This window comes from Simplicispira piscis, assembly GCF_054783455.1.
In genome coordinates, this window is the sequence record NZ_BAAGQN010000008.1 from 1 (window position 1) to 18,979 (window position 18,979).

At 63.5% G+C, this 18,979-nt stretch carries 21 protein-coding genes and 2 pseudogenes; 2 read left to right on the top strand and 21 right to left on the bottom strand.

Annotated features, from left to right (window positions below; genetic code table 11):
• Nucleotides 1–145 precede the first annotated feature (145 nt).
• Nucleotides 146–1,213: pseudogene (gene mutL, locus ACYVOC_RS05825) on the bottom strand (DNA mismatch repair endonuclease MutL); the annotation flags it as partial.
• Nucleotides 1,214–1,267: 54 nt separating this feature from the next.
• On the opposite strand from mutL, the gene ACYVOC_RS05830 reads away from it, so the two are divergent.
• Nucleotides 1,268–1,912, top strand: a complete 645-nt coding sequence (locus ACYVOC_RS05830) for a DedA family protein (RefSeq protein ID WP_461161181.1) — start codon at nucleotides 1,268–1,270, stop codon at nucleotides 1,910–1,912.
• A gap of 6 nt (nucleotides 1,913–1,918) precedes the next feature.
• On the opposite strand, the gene ACYVOC_RS05835 is transcribed toward ACYVOC_RS05830, so the two are convergent.
• The 16 genes and pseudogenes from ACYVOC_RS05835 to tsaE form a co-directional block, all read right to left on the bottom strand.
• Complete coding sequence (locus ACYVOC_RS05835) at nucleotides 1,919–2,155, bottom strand: osmotically inducible lipoprotein OsmB (RefSeq protein ID WP_116004186.1); 237 nt, start codon at nucleotides 2,153–2,155, stop codon at nucleotides 1,919–1,921.
• 140 nt (nucleotides 2,156–2,295) lie between these two features.
• A complete protein-coding gene (locus ACYVOC_RS05840) occupies nucleotides 2,296–2,646 on the bottom strand; it encodes a cupin domain-containing protein (protein ID WP_116004185.1) in 351 nt (116 codons plus the stop codon).
• Nucleotides 2,647–2,743: 97 nt separating this feature from the next.
• On the bottom strand, nucleotides 2,744–3,382 hold the full coding sequence (locus tag ACYVOC_RS05845; RefSeq protein ID WP_116004184.1) for an isochorismatase family protein: 639 nt from the start codon (nucleotides 3,380–3,382) through the stop codon (nucleotides 2,744–2,746).
• Complete coding sequence (locus ACYVOC_RS05850; RefSeq protein ID WP_158550290.1) at nucleotides 3,379–4,077, bottom strand: GntR family transcriptional regulator; 699 nt, start codon at nucleotides 4,075–4,077, stop codon at nucleotides 3,379–3,381. The genes ACYVOC_RS05845 and ACYVOC_RS05850 overlap by 4 nt, the downstream gene beginning before the upstream one ends.
• Nucleotides 4,078–4,096: 19 nt before the next feature.
• Nucleotides 4,097–4,840, bottom strand: a complete 744-nt coding sequence (locus ACYVOC_RS05855) for a maleate cis-trans isomerase family protein (RefSeq protein WP_116004182.1) — start codon at nucleotides 4,838–4,840, stop codon at nucleotides 4,097–4,099.
• A gap of 55 nt (nucleotides 4,841–4,895) precedes the next feature.
• Nucleotides 4,896–5,855 (bottom strand): hydroxymethylglutaryl-CoA lyase, encoded by a 960-nt coding sequence (locus ACYVOC_RS05860; RefSeq protein ID WP_199562981.1) that lies wholly within the window; start codon nucleotides 5,853–5,855, stop codon nucleotides 4,896–4,898.
• Entirely contained in the window at nucleotides 5,852–7,078 is a 1,227-nt protein-coding gene (locus tag ACYVOC_RS05865; RefSeq protein WP_116004181.1) for a CaiB/BaiF CoA transferase family protein, read from the bottom strand. Before ACYVOC_RS05865 ends, ACYVOC_RS05860 begins: the two co-directional genes overlap by 4 nt.
• Before the next feature lie 45 nt (nucleotides 7,079–7,123).
• A complete protein-coding gene (locus ACYVOC_RS05870; protein ID WP_116004180.1) occupies nucleotides 7,124–7,435 on the bottom strand; it encodes an NIPSNAP family protein in 312 nt (103 codons plus the stop codon).
• 13 nt (nucleotides 7,436–7,448) lie between these two features.
• On the bottom strand, nucleotides 7,449–8,228 hold the full coding sequence (locus ACYVOC_RS05875; protein WP_133243610.1) for a 2OG-Fe(II)-dependent halogenase WelO5 family protein: 780 nt from the start codon (nucleotides 8,226–8,228) through the stop codon (nucleotides 7,449–7,451).
• Between the two features lie 33 nt (nucleotides 8,229–8,261).
• A pseudogene (gene dctP / locus ACYVOC_RS05880) lies at nucleotides 8,262–8,846 on the bottom strand (TRAP transporter substrate-binding protein DctP); the annotation flags it as partial.
• Nucleotides 8,847–8,867: 21 nt separating this feature from the next.
• A complete protein-coding gene (locus ACYVOC_RS05885) occupies nucleotides 8,868–9,320 on the bottom strand; it encodes a type 2 periplasmic-binding domain-containing protein (RefSeq protein ID WP_461161182.1) in 453 nt (150 codons plus the stop codon).
• 82 nt (nucleotides 9,321–9,402) lie between these two features.
• A complete protein-coding gene (locus ACYVOC_RS05890) occupies nucleotides 9,403–10,695 on the bottom strand; it encodes a TRAP transporter large permease (RefSeq protein ID WP_116004178.1) in 1,293 nt (430 codons plus the stop codon).
• A gap of 1 nt (nucleotide 10,696) precedes the next feature.
• Complete coding sequence (locus ACYVOC_RS05895) at nucleotides 10,697–11,326, bottom strand: TRAP transporter small permease subunit (protein ID WP_158550289.1); 630 nt, start codon at nucleotides 11,324–11,326, stop codon at nucleotides 10,697–10,699.
• Nucleotides 11,327–11,346: 20 nt separating this feature from the next.
• Nucleotides 11,347–11,739, bottom strand: coding sequence for a cupin domain-containing protein (locus ACYVOC_RS05900; RefSeq protein ID WP_116004176.1), 393 nt, complete (start codon nucleotides 11,737–11,739; stop codon nucleotides 11,347–11,349).
• A 482-nt stretch (nucleotides 11,740–12,221) separates the two neighbouring features.
• Nucleotides 12,222–13,625 (bottom strand): N-acetylmuramoyl-L-alanine amidase, encoded by a 1,404-nt coding sequence (locus ACYVOC_RS05905; RefSeq protein WP_116004175.1) that lies wholly within the window; start codon nucleotides 13,623–13,625, stop codon nucleotides 12,222–12,224.
• Nucleotides 13,622–14,137, bottom strand: coding sequence for a tRNA (adenosine(37)-N6)-threonylcarbamoyltransferase complex ATPase subunit type 1 TsaE (gene tsaE, locus ACYVOC_RS05910; protein ID WP_461161183.1), 516 nt, complete (start codon nucleotides 14,135–14,137; stop codon nucleotides 13,622–13,624). The genes ACYVOC_RS05905 and tsaE overlap by 4 nt, the downstream gene beginning before the upstream one ends.
• Before the next feature lie 12 nt (nucleotides 14,138–14,149).
• On the opposite strand from tsaE, the gene queG reads away from it, so the two are divergent.
• Nucleotides 14,150–15,205: a tRNA epoxyqueuosine(34) reductase QueG gene (queG, locus tag ACYVOC_RS05915; protein ID WP_116006066.1), complete on the top strand. Its 1,056-nt coding sequence runs from the start codon at nucleotides 14,150–14,152 to the stop codon at nucleotides 15,203–15,205.
• Nucleotides 15,206–15,265: 60 nt separating this feature from the next.
• On the opposite strand, the gene ACYVOC_RS05920 is transcribed toward queG, so the two are convergent.
• The 4 genes from ACYVOC_RS05920 to ACYVOC_RS05935 all read right to left on the bottom strand — a co-directional run.
• On the bottom strand, nucleotides 15,266–16,171 hold the full coding sequence (locus ACYVOC_RS05920; RefSeq protein WP_461161184.1) for an AEC family transporter: 906 nt from the start codon (nucleotides 16,169–16,171) through the stop codon (nucleotides 15,266–15,268).
• A gap of 21 nt (nucleotides 16,172–16,192) precedes the next feature.
• Nucleotides 16,193–16,630 (bottom strand): DUF1850 domain-containing protein, encoded by a 438-nt coding sequence (locus ACYVOC_RS05925; protein ID WP_461161185.1) that lies wholly within the window; start codon nucleotides 16,628–16,630, stop codon nucleotides 16,193–16,195.
• Entirely contained in the window at nucleotides 16,627–18,663 is a 2,037-nt protein-coding gene (locus ACYVOC_RS05930) for a TRAP transporter permease (RefSeq protein WP_461161186.1), read from the bottom strand. The genes ACYVOC_RS05925 and ACYVOC_RS05930 overlap by 4 nt, the downstream gene beginning before the upstream one ends.
• A 223-nt stretch (nucleotides 18,664–18,886) precedes the next feature.
• A partial coding sequence (locus ACYVOC_RS05935; RefSeq protein WP_461161195.1) for a TAXI family TRAP transporter solute-binding subunit occupies nucleotides 18,887–18,979 on the bottom strand: 93 nt, incomplete at its 5' end.

Consider the following 18,979-nt stretch of genomic DNA (forward strand, 5'->3'; position numbering starts at 1 on the left):
CAGTATTGCTCGCCTGCCCAGCATCGTCAAGACCCTGCCTGAGACTCATTGCTAATCAAGCAAATTTGATAGCTGATTGCGCTTGATGGGTGGGCGTTGGAGGCCATTTTTTCTCTAAATTCTCTGTCGAAACGGCGGGCGCAGGTGCCGCCATCAGCGCTGCAGCGCGGGGGACAGCCAGGGCGTTTTCCACCGCGTGGCGCACCGCCTGGTGCACTTCGCGGCTGTCGCGAAAGCGGACCTCGATCTTGGTGGGGTGCACGTTCACGTCCACGCGCGCCGGGTCGATGTCGATATACAGCGCATACACCGGCTGGCGCTGGCCGTGCAGCACGTCTTCGTAGGCGCTGCGCGCGGCGTGCGTGATGACCTTGTCGCGCACAAAGCGGCCGTTGACGTAGCAATACTGCTGGTCGGCGCGCGAGCGTGCGGCGCTGGGCAGGCCTGCACGGCCGGTGATGGTGAGCCGCCCCTCGCTGTGCAGCACCGGCACCGATTGCGCCACGAAATCCTCGCCCAGCACATCGGCCAGGCGGCGTGCCAGGGCATGGCCCTGGTCGGGCTCGCCCTGTACCAGCGTGGCGCGCCACTGTTCCACCAGCTTGCCTTCGTGCCAGATGGCAAAGCCCACATCGGGCCGCGCCAGCGCGTGGCGGCGCACGGCTTCCACGCAATGGGCCAGCTCGGTGGCATCCTGCTTGAGAAACTTGCGCCGCGCCGGTGTGCTGAAAAACAGCTCTTTGACCTCCACCGTGGTGCCGCTGCTGCGGGCCACGGGGCGCAGCTCACCGCTGCGCGCATCGAGCAAAAAAGCGCTGGCCTGCGCAGCGGGGCGCGAGAGCAGGGCCATTTCTGATACCGAGGCAATGGCGGCCAGTGCCTCGCCCCGAAACCCCATGGTGGCCACGGTTTCCAGGTCGTGCAGATTGGTGATCTTGCTGGTCGCATGGCGGCGCAGTGCTACGGGGAGTTCGCTTTGCGGAATACCGCCGCCGTCGTCCTCCACGGCAATCAGCCGCACGCCGCCTGCCAGCAGCCGCACGGTGATCTGGGTGGCACCGGCGTCCAGGGCGTTGTCTACCAGTTCTCGCACCACCGAGGCAGGGCGCTCCACGACCTCGCCGGCCGCTATCTGGCTGATGAGTTCGTCGGGCAGGTCGCGGATGGGGCGGCGGGCGGGAGGAGTGGAATCGGTTGGGGTCACCCAGCCGATTTTAGAAGGCCAAAGATTGCTGGGGATAATGCGGCCCAATCCTTAGAGAGCCCCATGGAAATCATTGCCTTCCTGATCGACTTCATCCTGCATGTGGACAAACACCTTGAAGCCTTTGTGGTGGCCTATGGCGTGTGGGTGTATGCGCTGCTGTTTCTCATTGTTTTTGTGGAAACCGGCGTGGTCGTCATGCCCTTCTTGCCGGGCGATTCGTTGCTGTTCATCGTGGGCGCGCTGTGCGGCGCCGGGCTGATGGAGTTCGTGCCTGCCGTGGTTGTGCTCTTGGCGGCCGCCGTTCTGGGCGACCAAAGCAACTACAGCATTGGCCGCTACTTTGGGCCCAAAGTGTTCCAGTGGGAGAACTCGCGCTGGTTCAATCGCCGTGCGTTCGACCAGGCACATGCCTTTTATGAACGCTACGGCGGCATCACCATCGTGTTGGCGCGCTTTATGCCGTTTATCCGCACCTTTGCGCCCTTTGTGGCGGGCGTGGCTGCCATGGAGCGGGGCAAGTTCACTGCCTTCAACGTGGGTGGCGCTGTGCTGTGGGTGGTGGGCATCTGCACGGCGGGCTACTTTTTTGGCAACCTGGCCTGGGTGCGTGAACACCTGGACAAGATCATCTGGGCGCTGATCTTCATCCCCGGGTTGATTGCCCTGTTTGGTGCGTGGCGCGGCTCCAGGGCCAAAAGCGCATAAGAATTCTCAGCGACGAGGGGCGCGGCGCTGATCCCGGTCCTCACCCAGCTCATGGCCCACCAGGGCGCCACCGGCAGCGCCGGCAATGGCGCCGCCTGTGCCAAGCAAGGCTCCACCGGCGACGCCGCCGACCACTGCGCCAACGCCAGTGCCGATCTGCGTGTTGGTGGGGTTAGAGGAGCATGCGCCCAGACCCAGGGTGGCGGTGAGGGCGATGGCAAGAGCAAAGTGACGGGACATCATGGCGTGGGCCTTTCTGCGAAGTGGAACACTGGCGCCACAAACGAAATGTTTGCGCGCCAAGCCGATGCATCCACTATCGTGCGGTTCCGGCGGCGTGCGTGTAGGACGCCCATCGCATCAGGTGTCAGCGGGCGGCGCTGTCAGCCGGGCAGACCGTCGCGCGCCGTACATAAGCTGATCGTCAACAGCAGCGAGGCATCGGTGTGCCCCGTGAGCGCGTGCGCTGCGCCACCCCGCAGGTGCACGAAATCACCCGCCGCCAGTACCTGCGCCGCCCTTTCGGTTTGCAGTTCCACCTCGCCCTCGATGCAGTAAAACGTGATCTCACCTGGTACCTGATGCTGTGGCAGGGTTTTGCCCTTGGGCACCACGATGCGGATTACCTCCAGCTCATTGGCCTTCAGGATGGCGCTGGTCACGGCGCCTGCAAGCGCGGTTCCGAGCGGTGCGATGCGAACGATTTCGGAGGAGGCAGTGTGCGGCAGGGCCATGGCGGTTTCCTTCAAAAAAGACCGAGCGTGTCAGTCTCTCAAACCTTAGAGTGCCATGCAAGCGAACGTTGGACGAAATGTCCGACCCCCTCGGGCTTCAGGGCGAGGCGATGTCCAGCGCAGCCTGCACCTGTGCAAAAGTCATCACGTCGGCATATTTTGCTTGCAGGTCAAACAGGCTGGTCTCGTGTGGAGCAGGGTGCCGGTCGCCGCAGGCGTCGGCCACGACGATGGGGATGAAGCCATTTTGAAGCGTGTCCAGTGCTGTGGCCCGCACGCAGCCGCTGGTACTCATGCCCGCAATCAGCACGCAATCCACGCCCAGGGAGCGCAGAGTGCTCGCGAGCGAGGTACCGAAGAATGCGCTGGCGTACTGTTTGGTTACGACGGGTTCGCCAGGCAAGGGCTGCGCTGCAGGCGCAAAGTCGCCCAGTGGGTTTCCGACGCAGAACACTTTCAGCGCCGGCACTTTGCGGAAGAAGTAACCGCCATTGACGCCCAGGGCGTCGTATTCCACGCGGGTGTGCAATACAGGCAGGCTGCGGCTGCGGGCCCAGGCCAGCAGTGCACTGGCGCCCTCAAGGGTTTGCGGTGCCTCGGCGTACAGAGGCGAACCCTGCTCGAAGTAGGCTTGGGCGAAATCCACCATCAACACGGCCTGGCGGGTTCCGGTGCCCAGACCTGCCCCGAAAGCGCCCTGGGCGGCATAGTTGGCAATCAGATCATCTCGGTTCATGGCAAGGATCCAGCGATAGCTGGTGCTTTTGGGTGGAGGATGGCGTTCTTGGCGGCATGGATGTGGCATCGCATGATGGCGACTGCCCAGTCGTGGTCGTGGGCCTTGAATGCGTCGATCAGCTCGCGGTGCTGAGAAAAGCTGCGCTGCATTTGCTGCGGGCTGTAACTGCGGAAGGTGCGGTGCACCACCGGCACCTCGATGGCCTTGGCCAGTACGGCCGCCATGCGCTCCTGTTGGCTCGCCACGGCGATGAGATCGTGGAACTCTCTGTTCAAGCGACTCACCCGCGTCGTGTTGGCCTCGCTGTTGTCGGTGCCTTCAAGCTCGATAGCATCCTGCAGTACGCACAAACGGTCGATTTGCTCTGCGTTGATGTGCAGCGCTGCGTTGCCACAGATATCGGCTTCGAGGCGTGCGCGAAGGCGAAAAATCTCCAGTAATTCCGCCACGCTCCAGGAGCGCACTACCGTGCCGCTGTTGGGCCGGAAGACCACGTAGCCTTCGGATGCCAGCAGTCGGATGGCTTCCCGAACGGGAGTGCGCGAGGCCTCGAACTCGTCGGCAAAGCTCTGCTCGGTGAGGCGCTGGCCCGGATGGTAGGTGCCATCGATGATCCGTTCCTTGATCACCGCATAGATGCGGTGCGGTGCTGTCGACTTGGAGTTCGACGAGGCAATGTCGGGGGCGTTCATGGTGTGTGGAATTTTGGTGTTAGTGCTTTTCGAGCAGGGAGCCGAAACCCGCCATCTTGTCCTCGATGCCTGACGAGCGCAATGCATCCCAGTAGATGGCCGTGTTGATGGCCACCACCGGTTTGTCCAGCCAAAGTTCTGCCTGGGCTGCCAGTCGCGCCATGGCGAGATTGGTGCCGACCTGGATGATGCCGTCGATGTCGTCGCCATCGATCTCGCGCAGGGCACGGGTCAGCTCCCGTTCGCTGACGTGGGCAATCTTTACGGGGCTCTCGCACTTCAGCCCCTTGATGCGTTTGACGCGAAAGCCCGCTTCTTCAAAAAAGCGCACCACGTTTTCATCGCCCACGGGCTGGTAGGGCGTGAGCACGGCAATGGTTTTGACGCCCAGGCGCTCGAACGCGCGGCCACAGGCCTCGGAACCCATGGAAACCGGGAGCTGGGTGCGCGCTTCGAGTTCGGCCTTGAGGCGGACGCTGGCCTGCAAGCCGTCCCAGAAGGTCTCAGCCGAAATGCCCAGCACCAGACGCGTGGGCTCGCAGGACATCACTGCGTCAACGGCCTCGTTTTGCGCTCCCGCGATGAGCTCGATCAGGCGATTGAAGTCTTCGTTGGTATGCAGCGGGATATTGGGAATGCGGATGCGGCTGATGTGGTTCGTCACGCCCACCGGCCGCATCGCGTCGAACTCGGGTTGTACCGAGGTGTTGGTGGAGGGAATCAGAACTGCGAATTTTTGGCGCCAGCCCAGTGAATCGGTCATATGCTCATTTCTGCGGAGTGCTTGCCCCGCTGTTTTTTGCTGCTTGGGGATCGCATTACCGAGGGGTGGATGCGGCGCCCGCCTGCGCTGCCGAGGGCCTCGCCAATGCAGGCAGGTTTTGGCGGATCCAGCGCAGGCTGCGGCCCCCCACGGGGTATCCCACCAGGGTTTCGGCCACGTCGATGGCCCGCACCAGTGCCTCCATGTCGAGTTGTGTGTCCAGACCCGCCTGTGCACACAAGAGCGCCAGGTCCTCGGTGGCGAGATTGCCTGCAGCGCCTGGCGCAAACGGGCAACCCCCCAGCCCGCCAATGCTGGCGTCGAACCGGCGCACGCCCATCTGCAGGCCCTGCCAGGCATTGGCCAGGGCCATGCCGCGGGTGTCGTGCAGGTGCAGGCCCAAGGTCTGCGCCGGCAGGGATGCGAGAAGGGCTTGCACCACGCGCTGCACGTCGCAAGGCGCGGCCGCGCCGATGGTGTCGGCAACCACGATTTCGCCGGCTCCGGCTTCGGCCATGGCCACGCTCAGAGCGTGAACCCGATCCGTAGGCGTGTTGCCTTCGAAAGGGCAGGCAAAGGCCACGGCGATGTAGGCGCGCGTCGCCAGGCCTTGGGCTTGGGCGTCGCGCAAGGTGTCGCGCGCCGTGGCGATGGCCTCATCCAGCCCCATGCGGATGTTCCGCTGGTTCATGGTTTCGGTGGCCGAAAGGACGACGGCAATTTCGCGGCAGCCCGCCCGCAGCGCGCGCTCGAGGCCGCGTTGGTTGGGCACCAGCGCCGAAAGGCTGCGTCCCGCCGGCACGGCGATAGCGGGCAGCAGCGCATCCGCGTCGGCCATCTGCGGCACGGCCTGGGGCGAGACAAAGCTGGTCGCTTCGATGGCAGGCATGCCCGCCCCCCACAGCGCCTCAATGAGGGCCAGCTTGCCAGCCACGGGCACCAGGGTTTTCTGGCTTTGCAAGCCGTCGCGTGGGCCCACGTCGGTGATGCGCACCTGTTCGGACGCCATGATCATGCCCACACCCCGAGGGCGCCGCTGCCTGCCAGTTCGCTGATCTTGGCGTCGCTGTAGCCGAGAAGCTCGCGCAGCACGGCTTGCGAGTCTTCGCCCACGCGCGGCGGCGCGGTGAAATACTGCGCATGGGTGGAGGAGAACTTCATGGGCACCCCCGTGGTGGGGATTTCAGCACCACCGACCAAGCGCATCTTCTTGACCATGTCGCGTGCAATGACTTGCGGATCGGAAAGCGCCTGCGCGAAGTTGTTCACCGGACCGCAGGGAATGCGGTGGCTGCGCAGCCGCTCCAGCCAATGGGCCGTGGACTCCCGTTGGAAAGCCGCGCCAATCGCCGCGTCGATCTTTTCCTTGTCGCGCAGGCGTGCGGGCTGCTTTTCGTATTCCGGGTTCTGCAGTTCCGGCAGCGGCAACATCTCGAGAAAGCGGGCAAAGAACCCGTCGCCGATGCAGGCCACCACGACGTAGCCGTCCTGCGTGGGATAGACGTTGTAGGGCACGTGCACGAAGTGGCTGTTTCCGATGCGCTGCGGCACGTCACCCGACATCAGGTGCATGGTGGCCATGTAGTTGAGCAGCGAGATCTGCACGTCGAGCATGGACACGTCCACGTGTTGGCCTTCGCCCGTGCGTTCGCGGGAGATTACGGCCGCGAGCACGCCCATGGCGCCAAAAATGCCACCGCCCAGGTCGCCCATGGGAATGCCCGAGCGGGTCGGCAGGCCTGCGCCATCGCCGGTGATCGACATGCCGCCCCCCATGGCCTGCACCACCTGGTCAAAGGCGGGGCGCTGCGTGTCCGGGCCGGTTTCACCGAACCCGGTGACGGTGCAGGTGATGATGCGCGGGTTGATTTTCGAGAGCGTGGCGTGGTCGATGCGCAGGCGTTGCGTGACGCCTGCACTGAAGTTGTCGAACACGATGTCGGCATGGCGCACCAGGTCGTAGAAGACCTGCAATCCTTCTTGGCTCTTGAGGTCGAGTGCCACACTTTCCTTGCCGCGGTTGAGGGTCAGGAAGTACGCGCCCATGCCATCGCGTGAGTACGCCGGCGTGTCCGCCAGCAGCTGGCGCGTGCCCTCGCCCTTGCCCGGGGGCTCTACCTTGATCGTGCGCGCACCCAAATCCGACAAGGTCATGGTGCCGTAGGGGCCCGACAGCATGTGTGTCAGGTCCAGCACCACGAGGCCGGATAGGGGGGCATTGGTCTTTTTAATCGTCATCTTTCTTGCTACATTCACAAAAAGGTGGGGCGCCGAAGGGGCGGTTCACTGCGGCGAAAATGGCGCTGGGTTGAGCAACTCGTTGTGCATTTCCTGGATCAGCGGCAGCACCTTGGGCACGAAGGCAGTCCATTCGGGCGATGCCGCCAATTGCGCGCGGCGCTGCTGGCGGTCTTCAAAGGACGCGTAGCGCCAGAGGTGGATGACTTTGTTGATAGCGCCGATTTCGGTGCTGTAAAAGCCCAGCATCTCGCCCAAGACGGGGCGTTCTATGCCAATGCCTTCGCTGCCCATCAGGCGCATGAACTCGGGCAGGGCGCCGGGGCGCAGCACGTAAGAGCGCATTTCCACGATCACGGCATCTGCTCCTTCAAGCCCACAGAACGAGTCGGTTGTCGGGCATGCGTCCGACAAACGAGCCGATCGACACGCGGCTGCCGCCCGGCTTGGCGGTGCCGGGCGCGATCTCGTGCGGGTTGCGGGTGTTGAAAATCACCACGTCGCCCGTGGTGGCGCGGTAGACGAAGTTGGGCACGCCTTCGGTAAGGGCGCGGTCCAGTCCATAGCTCTTCGGGATTTCGCCCGCCGCGACTTCGGGGTTCCACGGGTTGTTGTGGACCGTGGTGTGGCCACCGGATTCGAGCTCTTCGGCAAAGAAGTTCCAGCCAAGTTGCGCATCGATGGCGCCAATGGCGTAGTCCGGCGAGTTCACGGGAGCCCAGTCCACGTGCAGATCGATCTTGTCGCTGGTGGAGCGGATGATTCCGGCGAAATACTCACGGCCGTCCTCGTTGGCCAGTTCCACCGGCTGGGGCCAGACGGCGCGCAGCCGCTCCATCAGACGGGTCAAAGCGTCAAAGGAGTCGTTGAACACGGCTTGCACGTCCGCTTGGGCCTTGACGGCGTCGTCCAGAAACTCCTGCTTGGTCTTGGTCCAGCGGTACTGGTATTGCGCCAGCCCGATGAAGCCGATCCGGTCGCTCACGTTGTAGTACTGCATGTTTCCCTGTTTCGCAGCCGCGGCGAAGCGGGTGCACTCCTCGGGCGTGGCAAAGCCACGAATGCGGATGGCCGCGATCTTGTTGTCAAGCAACAAGCGCAGATTTTCTTCAGTGAGTTCGTACTCCTGGGCACTGGTCCAGGTGGACATGGGGGACTCCTTGGTGGTCATGGCAGGAAGCATTTATTTGCCGGCGACGGCCTTGAGGTCGACGACCTTGCCGACGCTGTCGTTCCAGTTCTTCACGCAGGCTTCGCCGCAGCGCGCGGCCCAGCGTGGCAGAACGCGCTCCAGCAGGGCCTTGCGGCGCAGTTCCAGGTCCGCGGGCTTGACGTCGACCAGCACCATGGAGGCGGCAGGACCTTCGGGGCAGTTGCCCTTGCCGGTGTTGCAGGCGATGCCGATTTCGTTCTCACGCACGTTCTGCGCGTAGACATCTTTTTCCAGCTTCTGGTACTGGTCGGTGATGACTTTCTGTGCGGCGGGGCTGAGCTTGTTCCAGGATTTCATGTTCGCGGCGGAAAAACTCGCGGCGAAATTGATAGGGAGGCGATAGAGGTGGGTAGCGCCCTCGTACCACTTGGCCTTGTAGCCGCCAAGGATGCCGGTGATCGCGCAGTCGAGTACACCGTTTTGCAGGGCCTGCTGCACGTCGCCGAAGGGCATGTTGATGCCCGATCCGCCAAAATACTCAACAAAATCCGCCTGCGAGGAACCGGACACGCGCACCTTGCGGCCCTTCAGATCGGCCAGACCGTTGAACTCCTTGCGGCAGAAAAAGACCTGGTCTCAATAGCTCGTGACGCCTATCACCTTGACCTGCTGGTTCTTGGCGTAGTACTCATCGAGATGGGGGCGGAACGCCTTGATGGCGTCCTGCGCCATATCGATGGAGGTGGACACACCGGCCAAGTCGAGGGCGTCGTTGATGGCCGCCTCGCCGGCCAAGAAACCCAACACCGTGGTTCCGACATCAAAAAGTCCCTGCCTCAGCAGCTTGATCACTTCCCCGCCCTTGAGACCCATTTCGTTCCAGGGCTTGAAGGTGACGGTGATGGCTCCGCCTGAAGCGGCAGGAATGCCCTGTGTCCACATGGGCGCTTCCAGCTCTTTTGATTGGGTCGTAATACCGAGGTTGCCCACCACATTCAAGGTGGCTTTGGGCATGGCTTGGGCCAGCGCCGCGCCGCTGAAGACCAGGCAACTGGCAGCGAGCAGGGTGCGAATCGGGAAGGTGGTCATGGTTGTCTCCTCTGGAGGGTTTGGGGGAATCCGAAAGCAAGAGGGCGCCGCAGCCAGCCGGGACCGGCGGCGCGGGTCACGGTTATTTGAGAGCGTTGTAGGTCTTAGGCAGCCAGGTGGCGAGCTCGGGGACGGCCAGCAGCAGGAAGATGACGCCCAGCATCACAGCGGCGAACGGCAGCGAGCCAAGCGCCACGTCGCGGAATGCGCCGCTGGTGCGCACCGACTGCACGACGAACAGGTTCATGCCAATGGGCGGAGTGATCAGGGCCAGTTCGATCAGGATCACGAAGACCACGCCAAACCAGACCGGGTCGTAACCCAAAGCAACCACGATGGGAACGATGATGGGCGTTGTGGCGACCATCAAGGTGAGCGTTTCAACAAAGCAGCCCAGCAGCAGATACACCGCCACGATGGCCAGCATGACGTAGAGGGGATCCCAGGTCAGCGAGCCCACTGCCTTGACGGCGATGTCGGTGAGTCCGATGGTGGACATCACAAAGTTCAGGAAGTACGCGCTGATCACGATGAGCATGACCATGGCAGTGGTGCGCACCGTGCCTTCCAGCGCCGTCCACAACCGCTCCCAGCTGAACTTGCCAGTGGTCACTACGTACAGGAAGGTACCGACCACGCCGAGCGCGGAGGCCTCGGTGGGAGTGGCCCATCCGAGATAGATGGATCCGACCACCAGCATGAACAGGTAGAGCGGTGGGCCGAGCGCCCACAGTGCGCGCAGCCGTTCCCCCCACGACGCGCGCGGCTTGCGCGGGGCGAGTTTGCGGTTGACCACGCAGGCGATGAAGACCAGCATAGAAAACAGCAGCGCCATCAACAGCCCCGGAATGAAGCCTGCCAGGTACAAATCCGACACCGATGTCTCGGACAGAGCGCCATACAGCACCATGTTGATGCTCGGCGGAATCAGGATGCCCAGCGTGCCGCCAGCGGCGATGGAACCCAGAAACAAGGCCGGGCGGTAGCCGTGCTTGTGCATGTTCGGAATCGACACCGTGCCGACCGTGGCGGCCGTGGCCACGCTGGAGCCCGAGGTGGCGGCGAACAGTGTCGAGGCGGCGATGTTGGTGTGCATGAGCCCGCCCGGGATGTGGCCCACCCACTTGTCGAGCGCGTCAAACATCTTTTCCGCCAGACCGGAACGCAGCAGCATCTCCCCCATCAGAATGAACATCGGGACGGCCACCAAGGTGAAATCGGACGAGGTTCCCCACGCCATTTCGCCCACACCGCGCATCAGCGGCAGGGTGGAGTACAGGCTTGAAAGCGACGCACCGAGCACGCCGATGGCTGCGCCGACATAGAGGCTGCTGGCGATGAAGAGCAGCAGAAGAATAGTGGAGACAAGCAACATGTCAGGCTCCTGCCCGGGCAGGGGATGCGCACGCGGCCATATCCGGACCGTGCGTAACCTTGACCCCGGTCCCATCCATGGACGCTTCGACCTCTTCCGATACGGTCGCAATACCGAACATTTCCTGCACCTCACGGTGCCGACCGCGCGCCACCGCATTCGCTGCCACCACCAGAAGCATGGCGGCGCACACCGCGAACCATGCCAGGCCCAGCAGCCACAGGCCTTGCGGAATGGCCAGCGGCACATGCAGCGTTGAGTTGGAGCGCGCGTCCAGTTCCCAGTTGTCCAGCACGACGAGGGCGCCGTAGTAAACCAGCACAGCCGCGACCACCGAAAGCGTAGCCAGGGCGCAGATGTCAAGGTAGGCGCGTGGTTTGATACCCAGCATGTTGTAGAGCACCTCGATGCGGATGTGTGCCTTGGTGATGAGTGCCCAGGACAGGCCAAACGCGGTGGCCAGCGCGATGCCGTAACCGGTCAGCTCGTAGCTCTCGAAAATGGCCAGTTTGAAGACGTTACGGAATACAACGTCCAGCGACACCAGGAAGGCGCAGACGAGGATCAACGCTCCCCCCAGTCGCGCCAGAAATCGCGATACCGCGGTGGCGAATTGCACGCTCATGTTCATGTGGTGCTCCGTTCTAGGGGTTACTCGCTGACCCAGGTCTTGGTGGGCGGCGACTTGATTTCCAGCTGCTCGCAGTCTTCCAGTGCTTCGCTGAAATGCTCCACACCAACGGGGTGGATCCATGAAGTGCCGGGCCCTGCGATGAACTCCTTGCCGCCAATCACCAAGCGCAGCTTGCCGCGGATCAGGTAGGCCACCGTTTCGTGGTCCATATGTTTGTGCACGGGGTCGATCAGGCCCTTCTCACGGAATACATGCAGCATCAGTATTTCGTTGCCCACCATCGCGCGCCGCACTTCCACAACGCCTTTGGGCTTGACGCCTTCGACCGCGGCAAGGCGCTCCACAGGAAGTTCGTCCTTGATGGTGAAGTAGCCCTCGGTCAGGGGAAGGGTGCGGTTTGAATTGATCATAAAAGCTCCTGTGTAAATTTGGGCCGCCCGTTGGTGAGCGGCTCTGCGTAGGGGTGTAAATACCTTGGTTTTCGAAGAAGAGGTCTAACGCTTGCTGCCAAGATTGTGTGCAATGCATAAATTCTCAGCGCTGAAATACCTCAAAGTAAGGGGGTTTACCCTATAAATTTATCTGAAAACCTATATTCCAAAAAATAGTTGTACACAATAACGGTTTTTGCTGAGTGCGCGGGCAGAAGGCATCTCATGGCATCCCTGCTTTTGGCGCGTGACATGGGCACGCTCTGCGTCGATGAGGGCTTGAGGTAGGGCGATTTCGCAGCCGTTAGCACGTGATTTTGGTAAACAGGCGTTTGCCGCAATCTGCGAGGGGCGCAGGGCCAGTAGGCGATCGCTTTGGTATGCGCGTTTGAGTCGTCACCGTTTACAGGCGACGGCGCGAAAGCTAGAAGGAAGAGAAATGCAGGGCGTCGGTCGCCGTCTCAGACCGAACGACTGCGTGCCAGCGGCGGGTTTTTGGCAAAGTAGCGGACGATGCCGCGCATCAGCGCATCGGCCAGTTGCTCCTGGTAGGCGCTGGTGCGCAGGCGCGCCTCTTCCTGGGGGTTGCTGATGAAGGCCGTCTCCACCAGCACGCTGGGGATGTCGGGCGCCTTGAGCACGGCAAACCCGGCTTGTTCGACGCGCGGCTTGTGCAGCTTGCCGACGTTGCCGATCTCGCCCAGCAGCACGCTGCCGAGCTTGAGGCTGTCGTTGATTTGTGCGGTGGTGCTCATGTCCAGCAGGGCACGCTGCACATGCTGGTCTTTGGCGCGCACGTTCAGGCCTCCCACCAGGTCGGCCCGGTTTTCCTTGTTGGCCAGCCAGCGTGCCGCCGAGCTGGAGGCGCCGCTTTGGCTGAGTGCAAACACGCTGGCGCCGCGTGCTTCGGGGTTGGTGAAGGCGTCGGCGTGGATGCTGACGAACAGGTCGGCCTGCACACGCTGCGCCTTTTGCACGCGCGTACCCAGGGGAACGAAATAATCGCCATCGCGTGTGAGGTAGGCACGCATGGGGTTGCCGCCCACGGTGGTGGCGTTGATGCGTTCGCGCAGCAGGTGGGCCACTTTGAGCACCACGTCTTTTTCGCGTGTACCGGCGGGACCGACGGCGCCGGGGTCTTCGCCGCCATGGCCGGGGTCCAGGGCGATGATGATGAGCCGGTCCGTGTGCTGCGCCTTGAGGGTGATCGGTGCCGCAGGTTCGGGCTTGGCAGGAATGATGGCCGGTGCGGTGGTTTTGCGCGGGGTGTCGGCGCGGGCAATCAGCTCGCCCAGCGGGTCGGCCGCCTCCAGGTTCCAGGACTGGGCGTCGGGAGCGTGGTGGGGGCCGGTGGGGGTGATTTCACCGGTCTCGCGCAAGCGCTCGGCAATCAGTGCTTCGAGCGGGTCGATCGCGTTCTCGGGGTACAGGTCGAACACCAGCCGGTGTCCGTAAGCGGCCACAGGGGCGAGCGAGAACACCTGGGGCACAGCGGCCTGTTTCAGGTCAACCACCAGGCGCACCACGCCGGGGGCGTTCTGGCCAACGCGGATGCCCGCAATGTTGGGGTCGTCGGGCTGCACCTTGGCGACCAGTTCGCGCAGCTCGGGGCTCAGGTCCAGCCCTTCGATGTCAACGGCCAGGCGCGGCGGCGTGCTGATGAAGAATTTTTTGGCGCGCAGTGGCTGATCGGATTCGAGCGTGACGCGCGAGTACTCGGGGGCGGGCCACACGCGCACGGCCAGGATGGTTGCGCCGCGCGCAATGTGCTGCGTGCCCAGCAACAGCACCAGGCTGCCGACCTGCAACACAGTGCGGCGCGTGGGCAGGGTGGGGTGGGCGTTGTGCAGCGGTGGTGGGTTCATGCGCTCAATCCTTGCAGCAGTTGCTGACCAAGAGCGGTGTGCGCCTGTAGTTCGACTTGGCGGGAGCTCTCGTCTGGTGCTTCAATGTGGATAGCAACATCCGCAGCAGGAATCAGCGCTGCGGCCTTTTCTGGCCATTCTGCCAGTTTCAGGCCGGGGCTGGCAAATACATCGCGAAAACCCGCGTCTTCCCATTCGCGCGGATCGCTGAAACGGTAGAAATCGAAGTGCCAGATCGCCAGGCCAGGTGCCTCGTGCGGCTCCACCACGGCATAGGTTGGGCTCTTGATACGGCCCTGCACGCCCAGGGCGCGCAGCAGGTGGCGCACCAGCGTGGTTTTGCCTGCACCCAGGTTGCCGTGCAGGGTGATGAAGGCGTTGGCCAGAAGGGGCTGCGCCGCCAGTTGCTGGGCAAAAGCGGCAGTGTCATCCTCACTGTGCCAGGTGGCTTGCCGTACTGCCAGCGCGGAGGCACTTTCTACAATGGGGCGATGGTGATCAGCAGCAGTCAATGGGTTCCTCAAATTCAACAATGGGCGCGCGAACTGGGATTCTCCCAAATCGGCGTGGCGGGCGTGGATTTGTCTTCGGCCGAGCATGGGTTGATGCAATGGCTGGAGCAAGGGTTCCATGGCGAGATGCATTACATGGCGGCGCATGGTCTTAAGCGCGCGCGCCCGGCCGAGCTGGTGCCCGGCACGGTGAGCGTGATCACGGCGCGCATGGATTACTTGCCCAGTGATACCCCCATCGACATGCCCCCAGGTTGGCAGGCTGTGGAGTTTGCGCGCCTGCAGCGCCCGTCCGAGGGCATCGTATCGGTCTATGCCCGGGGGCGGGACTACCACAAGGTCTTGCGCGCCCGGCTGCAAAAGCTGTGCGACCGTATTGCCCAGGCGGTAGGCCCGCTGGGACACCGGGTGTTTACCGATTCCGCGCCAGTGCTGGAGGCCGAGCTGGCCCGGCGCAGCGGCCAGGGCTGGCGCGGCAAGCACACGCTGGTGCTCAACCGCGAGGGTGGCTCGATGTTCTTTCTGGGCGAGATTTATGTGGACATGCCGCTCGAGCCCAGCGAGCCTGTCACAGCGCATTGCGGGTCGTGCCAGGCCTGCATCGACGTGTGCCCCACGCAGGCCATCATCGCGCCCTACCGGCTCGATGCGCGGCGCTGCATCTCGTACCTGACCATCGAGCATGCGGGGCCGATCCCGCTGGAGATGCGGCCGCTGCTCGCCAACCGCATCTACGGCTGCGACGATTGCCAGCTGGTCTGCCCCTGGAACAAATACGCCCAGCCCAGCCAACTGCCCGACTTTGATGCCCGGGCCGGTCTGACGGGCCAGCAGTTGGTGCACTTCTTTGCGTGGGATGAGGCGACCTTTCTGCGCCTGACCGAAGGCGGCCCGATCCGCCGCATTGGCCACGAACGCTGGCTGCGCAACGTGGCTATCGCGCTGGGCAATGCACTGCGCGCCACGGGCGATGCCGGTGTGCGCGCTGCGCTGCAGGCGCGGGCCGAAGATGCCAGCGACCTGGTGCGTGAGCATGTGGCCTGGGCACTGCAGGTGAAATCTAACTAAAAAGTGCCTCTAGCGCTTGTACAGTAAGCGCTGACAGCTATATAAATGATAGTTTTTTGTTCAACCCAGCAAACCCAAGGCCAGCGCAAGACTGGCCGGGCCCAGCAGGGTCGAGAGCGTAACCAGGCCTGCCACATACGGGCCGTTGTAGCCCATGCGCGCTGCCAATACATAGCAGCTTGACGCGGTGGGCAGCGCAGAAAACGCCAGCAGCACCGCCGTTTGCACTGGGTCCAGACCGAGCAAGCGTGCGATACCCCAGGCAATCAGAGGCTGCAGCAGGTGGCGGATGGACAGCACCGATACCGTCAGCAGCTTGCCGCGTTGCAACAGGCTGAATTGCATGCCGGCGCCCGCCGCCATCAGGCCCAGCGCCAGCGAGGCGGCGCCAATGCGGTTCACGGTGGGCTGCATCCATTCCGGGAGTTGCAGGCCCGCCAGGTTGGCCGCCAGGCCCGTAGCGGTGGCCAGGATCAAGGGGTTGCGCAGCAGCTCGCGGCCAAAATGGTGCTCGCCTTGGCGCGCCATGGGCCACACGGCGGCCACGTTGAGCAGCGGCACGCACACACCAATCAGCACCGCAATCATCAGCAGGCCCTGGCTGCCCGCCAGGCGTTCGGCCAGCGCCAGGCCAATGAAGGAGTTGAAGCGGAAGGCCACCTGCGCCGCAGCAGCGTGGTCGCGCAGGTCGATGCGCTGCCCCAGCCAGGGCAGGTAGGGCAGGACGTACGACAGGCCAATACCCGCGCCGCTCAGCAGCAGCCCCGCCAGCATCAGGCCTGAGGCCGAACTGGTGTCGATGGGGCTTTTGATGATGGACTGGAACAGCAGTACCGGGAACAGCAGGTAGTACACCAGGCTCTCCACGGGCTGCCAGACGCTGCGGTTGAGCGCTGTGTAGCGGCAAATGAGATATCCGCACAGGATGAGCGAGAAATCCGGAAGAAGAAGTTGCGCGTAGTTCACGGTTCGAACTTATCAAAGGGGCTACCGGTTGGGCTGTCCGTCCGGTGACCCGTTGCAGGCAGTCAGCAACGTGATGCCGCCATCCGAGCGTAACCAGTGGCCCATGGGCTGGCAGCGGCCTTGCAAACACAGTTCGAAATCGGAGGTGAATTCTGAGCGTGTCAGGCGCAGCGCGACGGGTTGGTGTTCTAGCGGCTGGTACTGGTACCAGCCATCAACCAGCTGCGCGTCCCCCGGGGGCTCCATACCGGCGGCCGAACCCCGCACCCGGGCTGCCAGCGCCAGCAGCACGGGCGGCGCCTGTGCAGTGGCGCCGGGTTGCACGGCGTAGTCTTCCTCCCAGCGCTGCTTTTCGATGGAATGTGTCCATGCCAGCGTCAGCTGCTGCGCCGGGATGAACACCGGCGGTGTGGCTCCCGCCGTAGCCGCCAGGGCCAGACAGATGCCAGCAAGGCTCACGCCACCAGGCTGCGGCGCGCAGCGCGGGTGCGCCACACATGCCACGCCACGAATGCAGCCACGGCGGCCAGGCCGATCTCGTCGGTCATGGGCAGGGCAACCACCAGGAAGCTGGCAGCCACAATGGCGGTCAGCCGTTCCAGCAGGTTGAGCGGGCCGAGCAGAAAGCCGATGGCACCGGCGCCCCACATGCCAATGGCGATCAGGGCCTTGAGCACCACATAGGCCGTGGCCAGGGCGCCGCCGCCCTGCAGCATCAAGGCTGGGCTGTAGACCGCCATGAAGGGCACAATGAACCCGGCAATGGCCACCCGCAGGGCCTGCAGGCTGATCTTCAGGCCGCTCTCGCGCGCTATGGGGGCCGCGGCAAACGCGGCCAGAGCGACGGGCGGCGTCAGGTCGGCCATGATGCCGAAATAAAACACGAACATGTGCGAGACGATGAGTGGCACGCCCAGTTCCAGCAGTACCGGGGCTGCCAGCGAGCTGGTGATGATGTAGTTGGGAATCGTGGGAATCCCCATGCCCAGCACCAGGCAGGTGACCATGGTCAGCAGCAGCGCCAGGAACAGGCTGTTGCGTCCAATGGCGATGATGTGGCCCCCCAGTTCCGCCGCTACGCCGGTGAGGTTGATGATGCCGATGATCACGCCTACCAGCGCGCAGGCAATGGCCACGGGCAGTGCATGGCGTGCACCGTCCACCAGGGCCTGCACCGCCAGGGTGCGCGCGTCCGCGCCCACGCGGCGCAGGTAGGTGATGGCGACCAGCAGCGCCGCAAGGACAAAGAAAGTGCCGACGCCAAACTCAAAGAAGCCCGCACAGGCCAGGCCCAGCAGCACCCAGAAGACCGCGCGCAGGCCCAGGCCCTGCACCCCGGTCAGCACCGCTGCGCCGAAGATCAGGATCACCGTCAAGCCCAGGCCCACGGTGCCCGAGAACAGTGGTGTGTAGCCCGAGAACAGCAGCGCCACGAGGCCCACCAGGGGTAGCAGCAGGTACCAGCGCAGGCGCACGGCGGTCCAGGGGTTGGGGCATTCGTCCTTGGGCAGGCCGAGCAGGCCCTTGCTCCCGGCTTCCAGGTGCACCATCCAGAAGGCTGTGACAAAGTACAGGATGGCCGGGATCAGAGCGGCCTGGACGATGGCGATGTAGGGCACATTGATCGTCTCGGCCATGATGAATGCCACCGCCCCCATTACCGGCGGCATGATTTGTCCGCCCATGCTGGAGGTGGCTTCCACGCCGCCAGCGAATGCGCTGCTATAGCCAAAGCGTTTCATCAGCGGAATGGTGAACTGACCGGTGGTGACCACGTTGGCCACGCCCGAGCCGTTGATGGTGCCCATGAGGCCCGATGAAATCACTGACACCTTGGCCGGGCCACCGCGTGTGTGGCCCACGGTGCCCATGGCGAAATCGTTGAAAAGCTGGATCATGCCGGCCTGTTCGAGAAAGGCGCCGAACAGGATGAACAGAAAGATGTAGGTCGACGACACATAGGTGGGCGTGCCGTAGATGCCTTCTGTGCCAAAACCGAGGGCACTGACCACCTGGTCCATGCCAAAGCCGCGGTGCGCCAGTGCACCGGGCAGGTACTGGCCGAACAGGCCATAGGCCAGGAAGATGCCGCAGATGATGGGCAGGCCCCAGCCCATGACGCGCCGGGCGGCCTCGAATACGAGGGCGATGGTGACCACGCCGATGACCCAGTCCATGGGGATGAGTTCGCCTGCGCGCTGCGTCAGGTCGGCCTCGTACGCCCAGTGGTACAGGCTGAAGACGAAGCCGGTCAGGCCAAGGGCCCAGCCCAGTACCTTGCCTGCAGTGCGCAGCGCGCCCCCATTGCGGTGAAAAGGCGGGTGCATGGCAAATACCAGCAGGATGACGAAGCCCACGTGGATGGCGCGCACCACCTGGCTGGACAGGGGGCTGAAGGCCGCTGTGATGAGTTGAAAGCAGGAAAAGGCGATGGCGATCCAGAAGATGGCGCCACTGAGCTGGCCGGGTTTCGTCTCGTTGTCGTTGTGCATGGGAAACTCATTGAGAGGGGGAAGCCGCCCCTGTGTCGGGTGGCCCTGGCAGCGCCCCAGGCCCGGGAGCGCTATCGTCTTATTCGATCTGTGGACGTCGACGCAATGGAACCATGGAGATGCGCGACAAGGTGCAGGGGCACGCCAACACGGAAATAGGGGCGCGAAGGCCCCGCCTGGCCGGTGGCACAGCCTGGGAGGCCCATGCCACTGCCGCAGGCAATTACTTGATCAACCCGACCTCGCGGTAGTACCGTTCTGCACCAGGGTGCAGGGGCACGGGCATGCCCTTGATCGCGTTCTCGCGCTTGATCGC

Excerpts from the sequence above, each read along its gene's own strand:
- ACYVOC_RS05905 (WP_116004175.1), bottom strand. The coding sequence starts at position 13,625 with ATGAACCCACCACCGCTGCACAACGCCCACCCCACCCTGCCCACGCGC.
- ACYVOC_RS05860 (WP_199562981.1), bottom strand. The coding sequence starts at position 5,855 with ATGATCATGGCGTCCGAACAGGTGCGCATCACCGACGTGGGCCCACGC.
- ACYVOC_RS05930 (WP_461161186.1), bottom strand. The coding sequence starts at position 18,663 with ATGCACAACGACAACGAGACGAAACCCGGCCAGCTCAGTGGCGCCATC.
- ACYVOC_RS05865 (WP_116004181.1), bottom strand. The coding sequence starts at position 7,078 with ATGACGATTAAAAAGACCAATGCCCCCCTATCCGGCCTCGTGGTGCTG.
- ACYVOC_RS05835 (WP_116004186.1), bottom strand. The coding sequence starts at position 2,155 with ATGATGTCCCGTCACTTTGCTCTTGCCATCGCCCTCACCGCCACCCTG.
- ACYVOC_RS05890 (WP_116004178.1), bottom strand. The coding sequence starts at position 10,695 with ATGTTGCTTGTCTCCACTATTCTTCTGCTGCTCTTCATCGCCAGCAGC.
- ACYVOC_RS05875 (WP_133243610.1), bottom strand. The coding sequence starts at position 8,228 with ATGTCCACCTGGACCAGTGCCCAGGAGTACGAACTCACTGAAGAAAAT.
- ACYVOC_RS05855 (WP_116004182.1), bottom strand. The coding sequence starts at position 4,840 with ATGACCGATTCACTGGGCTGGCGCCAAAAATTCGCAGTTCTGATTCCC.
- ACYVOC_RS05900 (WP_116004176.1), bottom strand. The coding sequence starts at position 11,739 with ATGATCAATTCAAACCGCACCCTTCCCCTGACCGAGGGCTACTTCACC.
- ACYVOC_RS05885 (WP_461161182.1), bottom strand. The coding sequence starts at position 9,320 with ATGACCACCTTCCCGATTCGCACCCTGCTCGCTGCCAGTTGCCTGGTC.
- ACYVOC_RS05830 (WP_461161181.1), top strand. The coding sequence starts at position 1,268 with ATGGAAATCATTGCCTTCCTGATCGACTTCATCCTGCATGTGGACAAA.
- ACYVOC_RS05840 (WP_116004185.1), bottom strand. The coding sequence starts at position 2,646 with ATGGCCCTGCCGCACACTGCCTCCTCCGAAATCGTTCGCATCGCACCG.
- ACYVOC_RS05850 (WP_158550290.1), bottom strand. The coding sequence starts at position 4,077 with ATGAACGCCCCCGACATTGCCTCGTCGAACTCCAAGTCGACAGCACCG.
- ACYVOC_RS05845 (WP_116004184.1), bottom strand. The coding sequence starts at position 3,382 with ATGAACCGAGATGATCTGATTGCCAACTATGCCGCCCAGGGCGCTTTC.
- ACYVOC_RS05895 (WP_158550289.1), bottom strand. The coding sequence starts at position 11,326 with ATGAACATGAGCGTGCAATTCGCCACCGCGGTATCGCGATTTCTGGCG.